The following is a 16,732-nucleotide window of genomic DNA, read 5'->3' on the forward strand; positions in this document are numbered from 1 at the left end:
ATTCGAGGCATGGTTGGCCCCGGATGGGCGGCGGCCGTGCCGGATCAGGGTGCGCCGGCAAGCAGTTCGGCGAGGACCTCAGCGGCGGTGCCATGGCGCAGCAGCGGGGCGGCCTGTCCGGCCCACAAGGACATCAGGTCCGTGTTGCCCGCAGCAGCAGCCTGGGGCCGGAATTTCCCGGTCAGCCAGTTCTGGATGGGGAAGGGGGCCACGAGGGCCGCATCCTCGAGTTCGGCCGTGACCCGGTTGGGGAGGCCCCGCGCCAGCCGGCCGCTCATGGCCCGGGTCAGGACGGTGGTCCCGGCGGCAGGACTGCGCAGCAATGACCGGTAGGCGGGCACGGCAGCCGATTCCCCGGTGGCCAGGAACGCGGTGCCCACCTGCACGCCGTCGGCGCCCAGCGCGAAGGCGGCGGCCACCCCGCGGCGGTCCGCGATGCCGCCGGCAGCGATCACCGGAATGTGGATGGCGTCCGCCACCTGAGGCACCAGCGCAAACGTGCCCACCAGGGATTCGCCGGCCGGCGCCAAAAAGGACACCCGGTGGCCGCCGGACTCCATTCCGCTGGCCACCACGGCATCCACGCCGCCGGCCTCCAGCGCCACGGCTTCGGCCACGGTGGTTGCGGTCCCCAGGACCTTGATGCCCAGCCGGTGCGCCGCCTCCACCACCTCAGGCGCAGGGACGCCGAAGACAAAGCTCACGACGGCGGGACGGGCAGCCAGGGTTGCCGCCACCTGCTCGCCATAGTCCGGCAGGTACCGGTCCGGCATGTCCGGCAGCGGCAGGTCCAGTTGGTCAAAGTAGGGCTTGAGGATCCCAACATAGCGCTGGAAATCCGCCACCGACAGGTCCGTCGGCTCGGTTCCCGTGGGGACCCAGAGGTTCAGGGCAAAGGGCCGGGCGGTGGCCGCCCGCAGGGCAGCTGCCGTCTTTTCGATGGCAGCCGCATCGAACCCGTACAGCCCGAACGAACCCAGCCCGCCGCCGTCGCTCACTGCTGCCGTCAGCGCCACCGACGAGACGCCGCCGAAGGGTCCCAGGACCACGGGGGCCTCGATTTCCAGCAGGTCCGTAAGGCGGGCGGTCCCGGCCTGGCCGGTGCGCGGGTGGTTCATGGCGGTCTCCTGGGTCCGGGAAATGCTGGCCCGGCCAGTCTTTCAGGCCCGGCGCCCGGGCCCAAGAACCCGTTCCGGAAAGGGGCCCGGCAACGGCAGTATCGGCCGGAACAGCCGGGCGTTAGACTGCGGAGACAATCTTCTGCGACGTAAGGAGCTGTTCATGGAATACACCGGAGCGCAGTCAGAGCGGGGCGTCCCGGCAGGCGAGCTGGACCGCAGCCACATCGGCCAGACGGTCAGTTTCCAGCCCAATGAATTCACTGTGGTGTTCGGCCGGATCGCGGGGATCGCGCGCACCGAAGCCATGGTCTACCTGTCCCTGGACGGGGTCGCCGGCGGGACGCACCTGAAGGACGAGTACGACCTTCCGTCCAACCATGAGGTGTACCTGCAGGTGGACGTGATCACCAACGCCGAGTCCACCATCAAGGACCTGTTCGGCAAGGTCCAGGACAACCTGCGCGGTTCCGGGCACAGGGGTGAGGACCGCACCGACCGGTTGTAGCAACAAAAATGGTACGCCTGACGGCGGCCAACCAGGCATGCCGCACCACAGGATCCAAGGTGATGGAGTGGAAGACCTTTTCGTAGGACCGCCAGGTGTCTTGCCCGCGGGCGTGTCCTTGGGTCAGGCCAGGTACGGACCGCTCACGGACGGGCAATCTGGTCAGGTCAGGCATGTGGGCGGCTATGCCGTGTTCGCCCGGTACTGCGAAGCTGCGGGCGCCGTCCCGGCGGAGCTGGCCGCTGATCCCGCTGCGCTCGCCGGCTTCCTCCAGGCGCACGGGCCAACCATCAGGGCCAATTCGGACAGGCTGGCTGCCGCCGCGGTTTTTACAGGTAACACCATTGCAGGCCTGCGGCCGGATGCATCGTGGACCGTCGGTCCAGGTGGCGCCGAGGTGGGGAACCATGAGGCGCGGTTCGTGGTCCGGGCTGTGGTTGAGGGGCTCTGCGGCGCAGGCGACGAAATGGTACAGGCGTTTGCGGCCAAGCTGCGGGGATGGGCCCAGGAGGACCTTGGCGGGCCCGCGGGGCCCCTGCCGGTACCGGCTTCGGGGCACCCCGTCTACATCCGTCCCAGCCTGCCGGACGTTCGTTACTTTTCCGGTGCGGATGCCAGACGGTACGGCGGGCGTTGGGATGGCGGCGGTCCGCCGCAGGAAGCCTATGAAGTGGTCAGCAATCCGGGCCGGTTCGCCGGCCTCCACGCCATTGCCGATGCTTTGATCAGCCACCTGGAAGGAACCTACGCCATCGATGTCCGGGAGGATCCGGCACTGGCCGGGGACCTCCTGCTGCCCCACCCGGATGTCCGGCGGGCCGTCAGGCTTACCCCGCACCACGCCGGGGCCGCGCCCCTCACCTTCGTCTTTACGGGCTTTCCCGGCGTCATCGTCCACGCCGGGGTGCTGCACGATTTCCCGTTTCCGGCCTGCGGATGCGACGCGTGCGACGAAACGTCGGAATCAACGGCAGACCGCCTGGAAATGCTCGTTCTCGGCGTGGCCGCGGGCGGGTACGCCGAACGCTACCCCGTAGGCAGGCGACACCAGCTTGAGTACGTGCTTGCCGCGGCCGATGGTTCAGGCTCGGAAAGCGGATGCGGTGCGCCTGGACCCATTGACGGCGGACGCCTGGGTGAAGCTGCGGCCAGGCTGCGGGATGTCGCCGTCGGCTGGGGCGCTTGGCCGTTACGGAAGGCGGGGCGGATGGTTACCTAGCAGCGGCAGCAGCAGCGGACGACGGCGGCGGGACATTCCGTTGCCTCCGCCCACCGGGCTTGCCACGCGGGCATTGCTGCCGGTGCCCCGCAGTGCCATTCTGGGGTTATCCGCAGTTTGGCCGCGACGGACAGGACAGGTCAATGCCGCTCTATCTCTCAAAATTCAGCTACACGCCGGAAACCTGGGCCAGGCTGATCAGCCACCCGGAGGACAGGCGCAAGGCGGCGCAGCAGTACATCGAATCGGTGGGGGGAAAGCTGCACGGATTCTGGTACGGATTCGGCGCCCACGACGGCTACAACCTGTGGGAGGCGCCGGACAACGTATCCATGGCCGCGGTGGCGCTCGCCATCAGCGGCGGCGGGGCCCTGGCCTCGTTTGAGACAACTGTGCTGCTCACGGTCGAGGAAACCCTGGACGCCCTCCGGACTGCCGGCGAAATTGCCTACCGCAGCCCGGGCGCCGAATAAGCCGCAGCGTCCGGACAGGCCGCGGGGCCCGGCCCCCGGCTCTCCTATGCTTGGGGAATGGATCCTGCCAAGACCCGCCGCGAAGCTGCACTGCCTCCGGTGGCCAGCCCCTTTAACCATCGGCCCCTGGCCGTGGCCGTCCTGGACATCTCCTTCGAAGTGCGCCGGAAAAGCCACGAGGGGACGGGTGTGCTGCCGCTGTCCAGCGGGGTGCTGGACGTCATCCGCGTCATCGAACGGCATCCCGGGATCACGGTGGCCGAGGTGGCAGCCAGGCTCGGCAGGCAACTAAGCAACGTCAGCGCGCAACTGCGGGAACTGGTGGCACTGGGCCTGGTCACCCGCACCCGGGACGCGGCGGACAAGCGTTATGTGGCACTCCACGCCACCGCCGAGTCGCGCCGGATCAAGTCCCTGCTTGAAGGAGCCTGGGCCGGTGCCCTCGCCACGGCCACCGACAAGCTGACCGCGGATGACCTGGCGCGCCTCGCGGCGGCGCTGCCCGCATTGGAACGGCTTGCCGCCATCCTCCACGAACCCGACGCCTGAGCCTGAACATGGCCCGTTTGGTGCCTGCCGGATAGATACTTATACTTATGTAAGTATTACTTTTGAAGAAGCGGAGATTTTTGGTGGCAACACAAACAGCAACCCCGGCGGTTTTGGCGGAGCGCGCGGAGGGGCGGGCGAGCGGCGGCAAGTGGTGGGCGCTGGTCTTCCTGGCGCTCGCCCAGTTCATGGTGGTCCTCGATGGCACCATCGTGAACCTGGCCCTGCCCCGGCTGCAGGTGGAGATGGGCATTAGCGACTCCACCCGGGCGTGGGTGGTCACCGCCTACGCCCTGGCGCTGGGCGCGTTCCTCCTCCTGGGCGGCCGCATCGCGGATTTCTGGGGCCGCAAGCGTGCGTTTATGACGGCGGCCACGGGGTTCGCCGTGGCGTCGCTGCTGGGCGGCCTGGCCCAGGCGCCGTGGGAACTGATCGGCGCCCGGGCCCTGCAGGGATTGTTCGCAGCCTTGCTGGCACCCGCCGCGCTGGCGCTGCTGACAGTTTCCTTCCCGGGTGGCCGGGAACGCGGCACGGCGTTCGCGGTGTTCGGCTCCATCAGCGGCGTGGGCGCCGCGGTGGGGGTGCTGCTGGGCGGCTTCCTGACGGACTACGTTTCGTGGCGCTGGTGTTTCCTCGTTAACGTGCCCATCGCCGTCGTCGCCCTGCTGGGTGTCTGGAAGCGGGTTGCGGAAAGCAAGGCAGGCGGCGTTCCCCGGTACGACTGGCCCGGCGTGGTCCTTGCGGCCCTGGGCCTTGGCGCCCTGGTTTACGGCTTCACCAACGCCGAACACGGCTGGGCCACCCCCGGCGCGTGGGGCTTTATCCTGGCCGGCGTGGTGCTGATAGCGCTGTTCATCGCCGTCGAAAAGCGTGTGGCCCACCCCCTGCTTCCGTTGCGGGTGGCCACGGAACGCAACCGGGCGGCAGCCTTCCTGGCGTCCTTCCTGGCCGGTGCCGTGCTGATCGGCGGCATCCTGTTCATCAACTTCTACATCCAGATTGTGCTGGGCTTCGCGCCGTTTATTGCCGGGTTGGCCTCGCTGCCCATGACGGTGGTCCTCATCATCACGGCTGCGATCGTGGCCAAAAACCTGCCCACCCTTGGCGCCCGCATCCCCACCGCAGTGGGCCCGGCGTTTATGGCGGCCGCCATGCTGTGGCTCACGCAGGTGACTCCTGATGGCAATTACGCCGTGGTTATGCTGCCGGCGCTGATCCTGCTGGGCATCGGCCTGGGGATGGTGTTTGTTCCCATGCAGAACCTGGCGCTCTTTGGCGTGGACAAGGACGACGCCGGCGTGGCAAGTGCCCTGGTCAACGCCTCACAGCAGATCGGCGGCTCCCTCGGAATCGCGTTGTTCAGCACCATCGCCGCTGCTGCCACGGCAACGGCCGGCGGGGCACCCCTAGCAGCGCTGTCCAGCGGATACGCAGCTGTTTTCTGGTGGGCTGCAGGCGTGGCGATCCTGATCGCCCCCATCGCACTGGTGCTGATCGACATCAGCCGGAAGACGTTCAGCGGCGCCGCGCCGGACGCTCCGGCTGTCCACCTGTAGGCTGCCGGGCTGATCCTGCCCCCCTCCCAACTGACTCGCAGTTGTTGTCGTTTTCGACCCTCAAAACGACAACAACTGCGAGTCAGTTGGGAGGGGCGTCGTTAGGATGAAGCCGTGACTGAACCCAACCCCAAGGACCCCGCCGCGATCCCTGATGCTGCCAAAAGGCCGGGGCGGGACGGCAAGTCGAATGCCACCATCTACGACATCGCCAAGTTGGCCGGTGTGAACCCCTCCACGGTGTCCCGGGCGCTCAGCAAGCCGGGCAGGGTCAGCGCCAAGACGCAGAAACTCATCGAGGACGCCGCCGCGGAGTTGCGCTACCAGGTCAATCCGTTTGCCCGGGCCCTGCCCACCGGCCGGACCAACACCATCGGCCTGATCGTCGCCGATATCACCAACCCCACCTTCTTCGACATCATCCGCGGCGCCCAGGCCACCGCGACGCTGCGGGACTACACCCTGGTGCTGGCCGAGTCCGCCGAATCCGGCGTCACCGAGCTCACCGCCGCGCGGCGCATGATGGCCACCGCCGACGGCCTGATCCTGGCCAGCCCGCGCATGGACGACAACGACATTCGCGCACTGGCAGCAGATAAGCCCGTGGTGGTCATCAACCGCGAGGTCGACGGCGTGCCCTGCGTCATCCCGGACGTCGGCAAGGGCATCAGCGAAGCAGTCCGGTCGCTGGCCGCCAACGGCCACCGCAAACTGGCGTTTGTGGCGGGCCCGCCCCAGTCCTGGATGTCGGCGCGCCGCTGGGAAGGAGTCCAGGCGGCCTGCGAATGGTCGCGGGTCACTCCTGTGCGGCTGGAATCCAGCAGGCCAACGGTCGACGGCGGCCGGCAGGTGGCGCGCGACGTCCTGGCCAGCGGGGCAACCGCCGTTATGACCTACAACGACCTCCTGGCCATCGGCCTGATGCAGGAACTGCAGGCCGGCGGCATGGCCGTACCGGACCGGATCAGCATTGTGGGCTTCGATGACATCTTCGGTGCCGATTTCACCACGCCGCCGCTGACCACTGTCCGGTCGCCGCTTGGGGAGTGTGGCACCGCCGCAACCACCCGGCTCCTGGACCTGCTGGCCGGCGAGGGCGGGGACGCCGGCACCCTCCGCGTGGAGACGGAGCTGGTGCTGCGCGGCTCCAGCGGGCGGGTCGTGCGGCAGGGCTGATAAATGCGGGTCAGCAGCCAATGGCAACTTTTGGCAACCGGTTGACAAGATGGCTGACGGACCCGGACCATTGACTTATGTCACAGTCGATTGCCGTCAACCCGGACAGGCTCCTGCCCGCCGATCCCGGAACCCGCAGGATTGCCAGGGATCTTTTTCAGCGAGTCAAGGACCTGCCCATCATTTCCCCGCACGGCCACGTTGATGCCGCGGTCATTGAACACAACACGCCGTTTCCGGACCCTGCGGTGCTGCTGGTCAGTCCGGACCACTACGTCACCCGGCTGGTCCACTCCGCGGGCGTGGACCAGAACCTCCTGCGGCCCCAGGCCGGCAGCCACGGCAACCCCGGCGCCGCCCCGGATTCCCGCACCGTATGGCGCGAGTTCTGCAAGGCCTGGCCCCTGTTCGAAGGGACCGCGTCCGGCTACTGGCTGCGCAACCAGTTCCAGAGCGTGTTCGGCCTGCACAGCGAGCCCTCCGCAACCGAACCGGATGCCAGCTTCGACGCCATCAGCGCCCGGCTCCAGGAACCCGGCTTCCGGCCCCGCCAGCTCTTCAAGGACTTCAACATCGAGGTCCTCGCCACCACCGATGACCCCCTGGATGACCTGGCCAGCCACAAGGCCATCGCCGGGGACCCCACCTTCCACGGCCGCGTCCTGCCGACCTTCCGGCCGGACCAGTACCTGAACATCGCGCACCCGGAGTGGGCCGGTAACGTGGAGCGCCTGATTGCAGCAGCGGGCGACGGCGGCACGGGCTACGCGGGCTACCTCACCGCGCTGGAAAACCGGCGGCAGTACTTCATTGAGCACGGCGCCGTCTCCGCAGACCATGGCGTGCGGACGCCCCGCACGCTCAAGCTCGAGGCCGCCGACGCGGCCAGGCTGTTTGACCGCGCCAGGGCCGGCCAGGCCAGCGCCGCGGACCGCGAGGACTTCGAAGCGCACATGATGTACCAGATGGCTCGGATGTCAGTAGCGGACGGCCTGGTCATGACCATCCACCCCGGCTCCTACCGGAACCATCACGAACCCACGTTCAACACCTTCGGGGCGGACAGCGGGCACGACATTCCGTTCGCCATCGACTACACCGAAAGCATCCGTCCCGTCCTGCAGGACTTCGGCAACGCCAAGGACTTCCACCTGGTGCTGTTCGCCATGGACGAGACAGTCTTTTCCCGCGAACTGGCGCCTTTGGCCGGCTTCTACCCGGCCGTCTACCTTGGCGCCCCGTGGTGGTTCCTGGACGCCCCGGACGCCATGCTGCGGTTCCGTTCCGCCGTCACCGAAACCGCCGGCTTCTCCCGGTCCTCGGGGTTCATCGACGACACCAGGGCCTTCTGCTCCATCCCGGCCCGGCACGATGCCTCCCGCCGGATCGAGGCGTCCTTCCTGGCCCGCCTTGTGGCCGAGCACCGCGTCTCCGAGGACAGGGCCCACGAGCTCATCGTGGACCTGGTGGACGGCTCGCCGCGCCGGGTCTTCAAGCTGTGAGCGCCGGCCTGCAGGACAGAGCCCAAGGCAAAGAGTCCGCCGCCGGACTGCCCCGGCTTACCCGGGAGCTCCGGAATGCGCCCAAGGCGCCGGTACGGATGGTCCACCTGGGCCTGGGCGCCTTCCACCGCTCGCACCAGGCCTGGTATACCCAGCAGGCCGGCGATGCGGCGCAATGGGGAATCGCCGCGTTCACGGGCAGGCGTCCGGACGCAGCCCTCGCGCTGGCAGCCCAGGACGGCCTCTTCACCGTGGTGGAGCGGGCCGACGCGGGTGACTCGTTCAGCGTGGTTGGCAGCATCGTCGAAGCGGTGGACGGTGCCGACGTCGACCGGCTTGCCGCGCTGCTGGCCGCGCGGGCAACGGCCGTGGTCACGCTCACCATCACCGAAGCCGGGTACCTGGCCACCGCCGATGGCGGGTTCGACGCTGCCGCGCCGGAGGTGGCCGCGGACCTCGCGGCCCTGCGCGGTACGGGCCGGCCGGTGACGCCGCTGGGCCGCCTGGTCCTTGGCCTCGCCGCCCGCCGGGCAGCGGCGGCGGGACCCCTGGCAGTGGTCTGCTGCGACAACCTTTCGCACAACGGGACCGTGGCCCGCAATGCCGTACTGGGCATGGCCGGGGCCTGGGAGCCGGCGCTGGCGGAGTGGATCCGTGACGCAGTCAGCTTCGTCAGCACGTCCGTGGACCGGATCACGCCCCGGACCACGGCAGCGGACCTTGAAGCTGTGGCATCCGCCTGCGGCTACCGGGACTCCTCTCCGGTGGTGGCCGAACCCTTCTCCAGCTGGGTCCTGAGCGGGGAATTCCCCGCGGGCAGGCCGCGCTGGGAAGACGCCGGAGCGCTCTTTGTCGAAGACATCGAACCTTATGAGAACCGGAAGCTCTGGCTGCTGAACGGCGCCCACTCGCTGCTGGCCTATGCCGGCCAGGTCCGCGGACACGCCACCGTGGCCCAGGCCCTGGCCGACCCCGCATGCCGGCACGCCGTGGAGGCGTTCTGGGATGAAGCGGAGGCCAACCTGCCCGCCGAAGGCCTGGACGTACCCGCCTACCGGGCTGCCTTGCTGGCGCGGTTCGGCAACGCCAGGATCGCCCACCATCTGGCGCAGATCGCCATGGACGGGACCACCAAGCTCAGGATGCGCGCCGTCCCCGTCCTGCGCGCCGAGCGGGCGGCCGGCAGGACCGGTGCCGCGGCCGCCCTGATGATTGCTGCCTGGCTGGAATGCACGGCCCAGTTGCCGCCTGCCCAGGATCCATTGGCGGCCGGAGTCGAGGCGGCCAATGCCCTGGCTGGAACCGAACGGCTCCGCGCCTTGCTTGAACTGGTGGACGCGGACCTCGCGGCGGATGCCGCCGTTGTGGAGCTGATCGGGGGCCTCACCGGGAGGGTGGCCGCATCCCCGGCCCCCGGCTGACACGTGCCAAAACCGTCCGGTCACCCCGGTTTCCGCTGGCCTTCCCATCCACTCCCGAACCACCCCCAACTGCCCCGTCCGCCTGAAAGGACCAGCTGTGAAAATCATTGCCGCCGAAGTCTTCGTGACAAGCCCCTCGCGCAACTTCGTGACCCTGCGCATCACCACCGAGGACGGAGTCACCGGCATCGGCGACGCCACCCTCAACGGCCGCGAACTCGCGGTGGCCGCGTACCTCAAGGAGCATGTGGCGCAACTGCTGATCGGAAAGGACCCGCACCGGATTGAGGACACCTGGCAGTTCCTTTACCGGTCCTCGTATTGGCGGCGCGGGCCGGTGACGATGGCCGCGATCGCCGCAGTGGACATGGCCCTGTGGGACATCAAGGGCAAACTGGCCGGCATGCCCGTGTACCAGCTGTTGGGCGGCGCCTCGCGGAACGGGCTGCGCGCCTACGGCCACGCCTCCGGCGCGGACATCCCTTCGCTGTTTGATTCGGTCCGCGAGCACCTGGAACTGGGCTACAAATCGGTGCGGATCCAGACCGCGGTCCCCGGCATCAAGGCTGTCTACGGGGTAGCCGCCCAGGCCCAGGCCTCGGGTGAACGCTACGACTACGAGCCCGCCGGCCGGGGCGCGTTCCCTGTGGAGGAAGACTGGGACACCCGCGCGTACCTGCGCCACCTGCCCACCGTGTTCGAAGCCGTGCGCAACGAGTTCGGCCCGGAACTGCCGCTGCTCCACGACGGGCACCACCGGATGACACCCATCCAGGCCGCCAAGCTGGGCAAGGCCCTGGAGCCTTACGACCTCTTCTGGCTTGAGGACTGCACCCCGGCGGAGAACCAGGAAGCGCTCCGCCTGGTCCGCCAGCACACCACCACGCCGCTGGCAATCGGCGAAATCTTCAACACCGTGTACGACTACCAGACCATCATCAAGGAACAGCTGATCGACTACGTCCGGGCCGCCTCCACCCACTTCGGCGGCATTTCCCCGCTGAAGAAGGTGATGGACTTCGCCGCGCAGTACCAGATCAAGTCCGGCTTCCACGGCCCTACGGACATTTCCCCGGTGGGCTTCGCCGCGCAGCTGCACGTGGGCCTGGCCATCCATAACTACGGGATCCAGGAATACATGCAGCACTCGGACAAGACCAACGAGGTCTTCCAGCAGTCCATGACATTCAAGGACGGCTACCTGCACCCGGGCAACGAGCCAGGCATCGGCGTCGAATTCAACGAGGAGGCCGCCGCCGCGTTCCCGTACCAGCAGGCCTACCTGCCGTACAACCGCCTGGTGGACGGTACCGTCCATGACTGGTAAACAAGCCCCGGCCCACATTGTGGTGATGGGCGTGACCAGCTGCGGCAAAAGCACTGTGGGCGCAGCCCTCGCCGAACGCCTTGGCGCAATCTTCGTCGACGGCGATTCGCTGCATCCGCAGTCCAACATCGACAAGATGGCTGCCGGAACTCCATTGGACGACGCCGACCGCGCACCGTGGCTGGCTGAAATCGGCAGCCGCTTCTCGGCGTCGGACGCGGGCCTGGTGATTGCGTGCAGCGCGCTCAAACGCCGCTACCGCGACCTGATCCGCAGCGGCGACGCGTCCGTGGTGTTTGTCCACCTGCACGGCGGCCGGGACCTCCTGGCCGGCCGGATGGCGGCCCGGCCGGGACACTTTATGCCCCTGTCGCTGCTGGACTCCCAGCTGGACACGCTCGAGGAGCTGCAGCCGGATGAGGCGGGTGTGGTGGTGGACATCGCCTTGCCGGTGGACCAACAGGTGGACCGGGCGCTGGCCGCCCTGGGGCCGGCCGGTGCCGGACGACGGCAGTTCGACGTGGACCTCACCGCGGCGCCGTTCACGCTCGACGCCGAGGCCATCGCCTGGGTGGAGGGCACCCTCTCCGCGATGACGCTGGAGGAGAAGATCGGCCAGCTGTTCATCAACCACAACAACAGCTACGCCCCCCGGTACCTGGACGAGGTCCTGGACACGTACCACGTGGGCGGCATGCGCTACCGGCCGGGCCCCTCGGCAGCCGTCCAGGAACACATCCGGTATGCCCAGTCGCGGTCGCGGATTCCGCTGCTGGTGGCCTCAAACCCGGAAATGGGTGGCGCCGGCAGCTGCGACGACGGAACCTTCGTGAGCACGCACCTGCAGGCCGGCTCCCATCCGGACAAAGGGATTGCCCGGCGGATGGGCCAGGTGGCAGGCGTGGAAACGGCGGCCCTGGGGTGCAACTGGGCTTTCGCACCCATCGTGGACATCCACTACAACTGGCGGAACACCGTGGTCTCCACCCGGTCCTTCGGCAATACGCCGGAGGTCGTGGTGGAGCGGGCCAAGGAGTACTTCGACGGCATCAGCGAATCGCCCACCGTCTGCGCCATGAAGCACTTCCCGGGCGACGGCATGGACGAACGGGACCAGCACGTGGTCACGTCATACAACACCCTGGGCTACGGGGACTGGAACCGGACCTACGGGCACGTCTACCGGGAGCTGATTGGGCACGGCGTGCAGTCCATCATGGCCGGGCACATCGGGGCGCCGGAACTGTCACGGCATTTCCGGCCGGGAATCGGGGACCGCGACATCCTGCCGGCCACGCTGGCACCGGAACTGCTGCAGGACCTGCTCCGCGGCGAACTGGGCTTCAACGGGCTCATCCTGACCGACGCATCGTTGATGGTGGGACTTACGCAGGCCATGAAGCGCAGCGACCTGGTCCCCGCCACCATCGCCGCAGGCTGCGACATGTTCCTCTTCTTCCGCAACCCGGCAGAGGATTTCGGCTACATGCTGGAGGGGTACAAGTCGGGGGTCCTCACCGAGCAACGGCTGCACGATGCCCTGCGCCGGATCCTCGGCCTGAAGGCCAGCCTCGGCCTGCACCGCAGGAACGCGACGGACCTGGTGCCGCCGGCAGCCGCTCTCGAAGTGATCGGCGGCGAGGCGCACCGCGCCATTGCCGCGGACATCGCGGACAAAACGGTCACCCTGGTCAAGGACACCGCCGGCAACCTGCCCATCACACCCGCGACGCATAAGCGGATCCGCCTGTACGGCGTTTCCGGCGGTGCGGACTTCACCCGCGCCGATCCGCTGGCCTACCTCGATACCGTCCGCGAGGAGCTCGAAGCCGCCGGATTCGAGGTGCACCTGTTCCGGACCGCGGAGCAGCGGGAGGCCGCGGGCGAGGAAGACGTGAACTTCATGTCTGTGCTGGCCGAGGAAGCCACGGACGACTATCCCGCCAGATACGACGCCGCCTTTGTGTTTGCCAACGTGAAGGGCTTCGCACAGGAGGCCGCCATCCGGATCAAGTGGTCCAGCCCCATGGCCGCAGAGATCCCGTGGTACAGCACCGAGGTTCCCACGGTGTTTGTGTCCCTCAACCAGCCCAACCACCTGATTGACGTGCCCATGGTCCGGACTGCCATCCATGCCCACGCCGGCAGTCGCGAGGCGATCCGTGCCGCGGTGCAGAAGATCCAGGGCAAGTCGGAATTCACCGGCACGTTCAACGAGAACGTGTTTTGCGGGTCCTTCGACACCAGGCTCTAGCCTGGGCTTTACCCACAAGAAACGGCGCCATTCCAGCCGGAGAAATTCCGGCGGGAATGGCGTTTTTCTTTGGCCAAAGCAGACAGGGGACGTCCCATCTCCTGTATACTAGGAGAAGAGAAAAGGCCGCCACCCGACGGCTGCCTAAGGAGATATCGTGACCACAGCGCCTGCAGGAGTTTCGCCAGCCCGATTCAGTGCCCAGCTCCGCTCCCAGGCCCTGCAGACACGGATCATGGATCTTATCCTAGAGCGCGGACTGGACGTGGGCGATGCACTGCCCACCGAGAGCGAGTTGTCAACGGAACTCGGCGTTGGCCGGAACACGGTCCGGGAGTCCCTCAAGGTGCTCCAGGCCCTGGGCGTCATCGAGATCCGGCACGGCTTCGGCATGTTTGTGGCTCCGAACAACTTCACGGCGTTGGTGGCTGGACTGACCTTCCGTGGCCGCCTCTCGCTGCGCCACAAGGGCGAAGAGGCCATGGAGCTGGTGGACGTGCGCCAGGCCCTGGAATCCGGCCTGATCGGCTCGGCCATCGATGTGCTGACCGAGGAACACCTCGCAGAGCTTAAGGCCGTGATGCAGGGCATGCAGGAAGCTGCCAGCCGCGGCGAAATGCTGGTGGAGCACGACGCCGAATTCCACCGCCGCCTGTACGCGCCCCTCAACAACGAGCTGCTGACCAGCCTGGTCGACGTGTTCTGGCAGGTGTACCGCCAGATCCACCTGGCGCTCGGCACCGGAACCGTCAACCTGGAGCAGCAGGCCCAGGACCACTGGGACATCTACGACGCCGTGGCCAACCGGGACAAGGCCCTGGCCGCCGAACGCCTGCAAAGGCACTTCGACGGCATCAGGCTCAAGCTCAAGGACGTTGCGGGGGAGTAGGCCGCCCCTGCCGCGAGGCAGGTCAGGCGTCCAGGGCGCCTTTGAACCAGCCGGTGATGCTGGCCGGATGCGTGATGGCAGTCCCCACCACAACCGCAAACGCACCGGCATTCAGGGCTTGCCTGGCCTGCGCCGGAGTGTGGATCCGGCCCTCGGCGATCAAGGGTGCGGCGAGCCCGGCGGCAGCAATCAGGCTCAGGAGTTCCAGGTCCGGGCCGGCAGTTTTTGGCCGCTCCCCGGAATAGCCGGACAGGGTGGTGCCGATCAGGTCCGCGCCGGCATCGGCGGCGGCCAGCGCATCATCGAGGGAGCCGCAGTCGGCCATGACCAGGGCGAGCGACCCGGCGTGGATCCCGGCGACGGTGGCTGCGAAACTCAGGCCGTCCGGGCGGGCCCGGCGCGTGCCGTCGATGGCCACCACGTGGGCGCCGGCGTTCGCCACGGCCAGGGCGTGCCGCAGGGTAGGGGTGATGAATACGCCGTCGTGGCCGTCCTTCCAGAGCCCAATGACGGGAACGTCGACGGCGGTCCTGGTGAACTCAATGTCAGCCAGGCCCTGGACGCGGATCGCCGCAGCCCCGCCGATCACCGCCGACGCGGCGACCTGGCCGGTGGTGCGTGGATCCCGCATGGGCTCGCCGGGGTACGCCTGGCAGGAAACGATCAATTGGGAGCGGAGGGCCTCAAGGCCTTCGGGAGTGAGGATCATGGGTTCTCCTGCGAGTAGTTTCAGCATGGTTTCAGAACGAGTTTTCCTGCGCCCACAATGGCGGCTGTGTTGCCCAGGGCTGCCCGCAGCACCGGCACGTCCGCCAGCGGGGCCAGGAGTTCGGCCCTCAGCGCGCGTTCCATGGGGCGCCACCAGAGGTCGCCGGCATCGGCCAGTCCACCGGAAACCACCACCACGGCAGGGTCCAGGATGTTGGCCAGGCCGCCCACGGCCTGGCCCGCCGCACCCGCGCCGATGCCGATCGCCTTGATGGCGGCAGCGTCGCCGTCGTGCGCCAAGGAAAAGACGGCCCGGGTGTCCCGGACCTGGGGTGGGCCGCCGAAGCGGCGGAAGGATTCGAGGATGGCCGGTCCGGAGGAGATGGCCTCGACGTGGCCCGTGTGGCCGCAGACGCAGGGGAGCGCGGCACCGTTGTGGTAGGCATAGGGCGAGGCGACGTGGCCCACGTGCCCGCCCACGTGGCGATGGCCCAGGACGGGAGTGCCGGCCAGGACAAAGCTGCCGCCGACGCCCGTTCCGAACGCCACCAGGAGCGAACTCGCCGTTCCGGCGGCGGAGCCGGTCCAGGCCTCGCCGAGCGCATGGGCGTGGACGTCGTTTACGGCCCGCACGGACGACGGCGGCAACCCCAGCCGCGAGGCCAGCCCGGCAGTCAGGTCCGTCCCGGCCCAGCCGAGGATCGCGTCGGTAGCCGAAACCACCACCCCGCGCGATGCATCGATCACCCCGGCAGAACCAGCCCCGACGCGGTCGACGGTGATCCCGGCAGCAGCGGCCCGGGAAATGAGCCCCGAAACCAGCGCAGCAGTAGCATCCAGGATCGCCGCGCCGCCGCCGCGGTTCAGCGTAGGAATGGTCTCCGAAAACAGGACCTTCCCGGCTCCGGAAACAACCCCGGCAGCAGTCTTGGTGCCACCCAGGTCAACACCGATCGCGTACATCAATTTCTTCCTCACAGGGGATCGCGGGGGAGCCGGACTACGGGAGGCGGCGTTGGACGCCCATCTTTTGCGTAGGTTGCGTCAAAAGCGCGAGGAACGAGCGCAGCAACCGGCAAAAGATGGGTGCCCAACACCCCAGTAGAACCTAGACCAGGCCGTTACGCGCCAGGATCAGCTTGATGGCGGCGGTCTCGGAGTCGTTCAGTGCCGGCATGGGCACGCTCATGGTGTTGGACTCGATGACGCCCATGATCTGCAGCGCGGTCTTGAACGCACCCAGTCCCGCAGCGCCCCCGGAGACCCGGCCGTTGGGGGTGAAGACGATTTCGAAGACGTCAGCCAGGCGGTCCTGCTCGCGGCGTGCGCCGGCCCAGTCGCCGGCCTGGGAAGCATCGAACAGGCGGCGGTAGCCGGCCGGGTCAACGTTGCCGAGGCCCGGGACCACGCCGTGCGCCCCGCCCAGGAGGGCGCCGTCCACCACCACCTCGTGGCCGGTGAAGATGCTCAGCCCGGGGTTGTCCTTGGTGGCCAGCAGCAGCTGGCGGAAGCCAACATCGTCGCCGGAGGAGTCCTTGACGCCGGTGATGACGCCGTCGCGGCCCAGCCGTGCCAGCAGGTCAACGGGGAGCTTGAAGTGCGTCCGGACGGGAACGTCGTAGGCGAAGATGGGCTTGTCGACGGCGGCGTGGACGGCCCGGAAGTGCGTCTCGGTCTCGGCGGCGTTGCCAATGGCGTAGTACATGGAGGTGACAACGATCGCGTCAGCGCCCAGGTCGATGACCTTCCTGGCCTCGTCGATCACACGGTTGGTGGTTTGTTCGTTGGCGCCCACAATCAGCGGCACGGCGCCGGCATTGGCCTCGGCGATGGTGCTGACCACCAGGGCGCGCTCGGCATCCGTCATGTAGGGCACCTCAGCGGAGGAGCCGAGGACAAACAGACCGGAGACGCCGCCGTCGAGCAGATGCTTGGTGACGTTCTTCAGGGAATCTGTGTCGATGCTGCCATCGGTGTGGCGGGGAGTGACGACGGGCGGGATGACGCCGGAAAACTGGGGCATGGGGTAACT

General features: G+C 68.0%; 15 protein-coding genes. 11 read left to right on the forward strand and 4 right to left on the reverse strand.

Features of this window, described 5'->3' with window-relative positions; translation table 11 throughout:
• Positions 1-44 precede the first annotated feature (44 nt).
• Entirely contained in the window at positions 45-1,118 is a 1,074-nt protein-coding gene (locus QRN07_RS01810; RefSeq protein ID WP_285240219.1) for an NAD(P)H-dependent flavin oxidoreductase, read from the reverse strand.
• 163 nt (positions 1,119-1,281) lie between these two features.
• Here QRN07_RS01810 and QRN07_RS01815 point away from each other — a divergent pair, with 163 nt between their 5' ends.
• The 11 genes from QRN07_RS01815 (at position 1,282) to QRN07_RS01865 (ending at position 13,992) form a co-directional block, all read left to right on the forward strand.
• A complete protein-coding gene (locus QRN07_RS01815; protein ID WP_285240220.1) occupies positions 1,282-1,626 on the forward strand; it encodes a hypothetical protein in 345 nt (114 codons plus the stop codon).
• Positions 1,627-1,801: 175 nt separating this feature from the next.
• Positions 1,802-2,845 (forward strand): DUF6226 family protein, encoded by a 1,044-nt coding sequence (locus QRN07_RS01820; protein ID WP_285240221.1) that lies wholly within the window; start codon positions 1,802-1,804, stop codon positions 2,843-2,845.
• A gap of 143 nt (positions 2,846-2,988) precedes the next feature.
• Complete coding sequence (locus QRN07_RS01825) at positions 2,989-3,318, forward strand: GYD domain-containing protein (RefSeq protein WP_050684508.1); 330 nt, start codon at positions 2,989-2,991, stop codon at positions 3,316-3,318.
• Between the two features lie 57 nt (positions 3,319-3,375).
• The gene (locus tag QRN07_RS01830) at positions 3,376-3,867 is read left to right on the forward strand and encodes a MarR family winged helix-turn-helix transcriptional regulator (protein WP_050684509.1); all 492 of its coding nucleotides are present in this window, start codon (positions 3,376-3,378) and stop codon (positions 3,865-3,867) included.
• 83 nt (positions 3,868-3,950) lie between these two features.
• Complete coding sequence (locus tag QRN07_RS01835; RefSeq protein WP_285240222.1) at positions 3,951-5,423, forward strand: MFS transporter; 1,473 nt, start codon at positions 3,951-3,953, stop codon at positions 5,421-5,423.
• A gap of 114 nt (positions 5,424-5,537) precedes the next feature.
• A complete protein-coding gene (locus QRN07_RS01840; protein ID WP_285240223.1) occupies positions 5,538-6,599 on the forward strand; it encodes a LacI family DNA-binding transcriptional regulator in 1,062 nt (353 codons plus the stop codon).
• Positions 6,600-6,676: 77 nt separating this feature from the next.
• Complete coding sequence (uxaC, locus tag QRN07_RS01845) at positions 6,677-8,101, forward strand: glucuronate isomerase (protein WP_285240224.1); 1,425 nt, start codon at positions 6,677-6,679, stop codon at positions 8,099-8,101.
• Between the two features lie 98 nt (positions 8,102-8,199).
• Complete coding sequence (locus QRN07_RS01850) at positions 8,200-9,522, forward strand: mannitol dehydrogenase family protein (RefSeq protein WP_285240225.1); 1,323 nt, start codon at positions 8,200-8,202, stop codon at positions 9,520-9,522.
• A gap of 97 nt (positions 9,523-9,619) precedes the next feature.
• Positions 9,620-10,849 (forward strand): D-mannonate dehydratase ManD, encoded by a 1,230-nt coding sequence (gene manD, locus QRN07_RS01855; RefSeq protein WP_050684512.1) that lies wholly within the window; start codon positions 9,620-9,622, stop codon positions 10,847-10,849.
• Entirely contained in the window at positions 10,839-13,103 is a 2,265-nt protein-coding gene (locus tag QRN07_RS01860; protein WP_285240226.1) for a gluconokinase, GntK/IdnK-type, read from the forward strand. Before manD ends, QRN07_RS01860 begins: the two co-directional genes overlap by 11 nt.
• Positions 13,104-13,260: 157 nt before the next feature.
• Positions 13,261-13,992 (forward strand): FadR/GntR family transcriptional regulator, encoded by a 732-nt coding sequence (locus QRN07_RS01865; protein ID WP_050684514.1) that lies wholly within the window; start codon positions 13,261-13,263, stop codon positions 13,990-13,992.
• Between the two features lie 22 nt (positions 13,993-14,014).
• Here the strand turns inward: QRN07_RS01865 and QRN07_RS01870 are convergent, their stop codons facing one another.
• From QRN07_RS01870 to QRN07_RS01880, 3 genes are all read right to left on the reverse strand, one after another.
• Positions 14,015-14,701, reverse strand: coding sequence for an N-acetylmannosamine-6-phosphate 2-epimerase (locus QRN07_RS01870; protein WP_285240227.1), 687 nt, complete (start codon positions 14,699-14,701; stop codon positions 14,015-14,017).
• A 20-nt stretch (positions 14,702-14,721) separates the two neighbouring features.
• Positions 14,722-15,666 carry an ROK family protein gene (locus QRN07_RS01875; protein ID WP_285240228.1) on the reverse strand — a complete coding sequence of 315 codons (945 nt, stop codon included), beginning with the start codon at positions 15,664-15,666 and terminating at the stop codon, positions 14,722-14,724.
• Between the two features lie 142 nt (positions 15,667-15,808).
• The gene (locus tag QRN07_RS01880) at positions 15,809-16,723 is read right to left on the reverse strand and encodes a dihydrodipicolinate synthase family protein (protein ID WP_285240229.1); all 915 of its coding nucleotides are present in this window, start codon (positions 16,721-16,723) and stop codon (positions 15,809-15,811) included.
• Between the last annotated feature and the right edge of the window lie 9 nt (positions 16,724-16,732).

It is taken from the genome of Pseudarthrobacter sp. MEB009, assembly GCF_030208875.1.
Classification (GTDB): Bacteria; Actinomycetota; Actinomycetes; order Actinomycetales; family Micrococcaceae; genus Arthrobacter.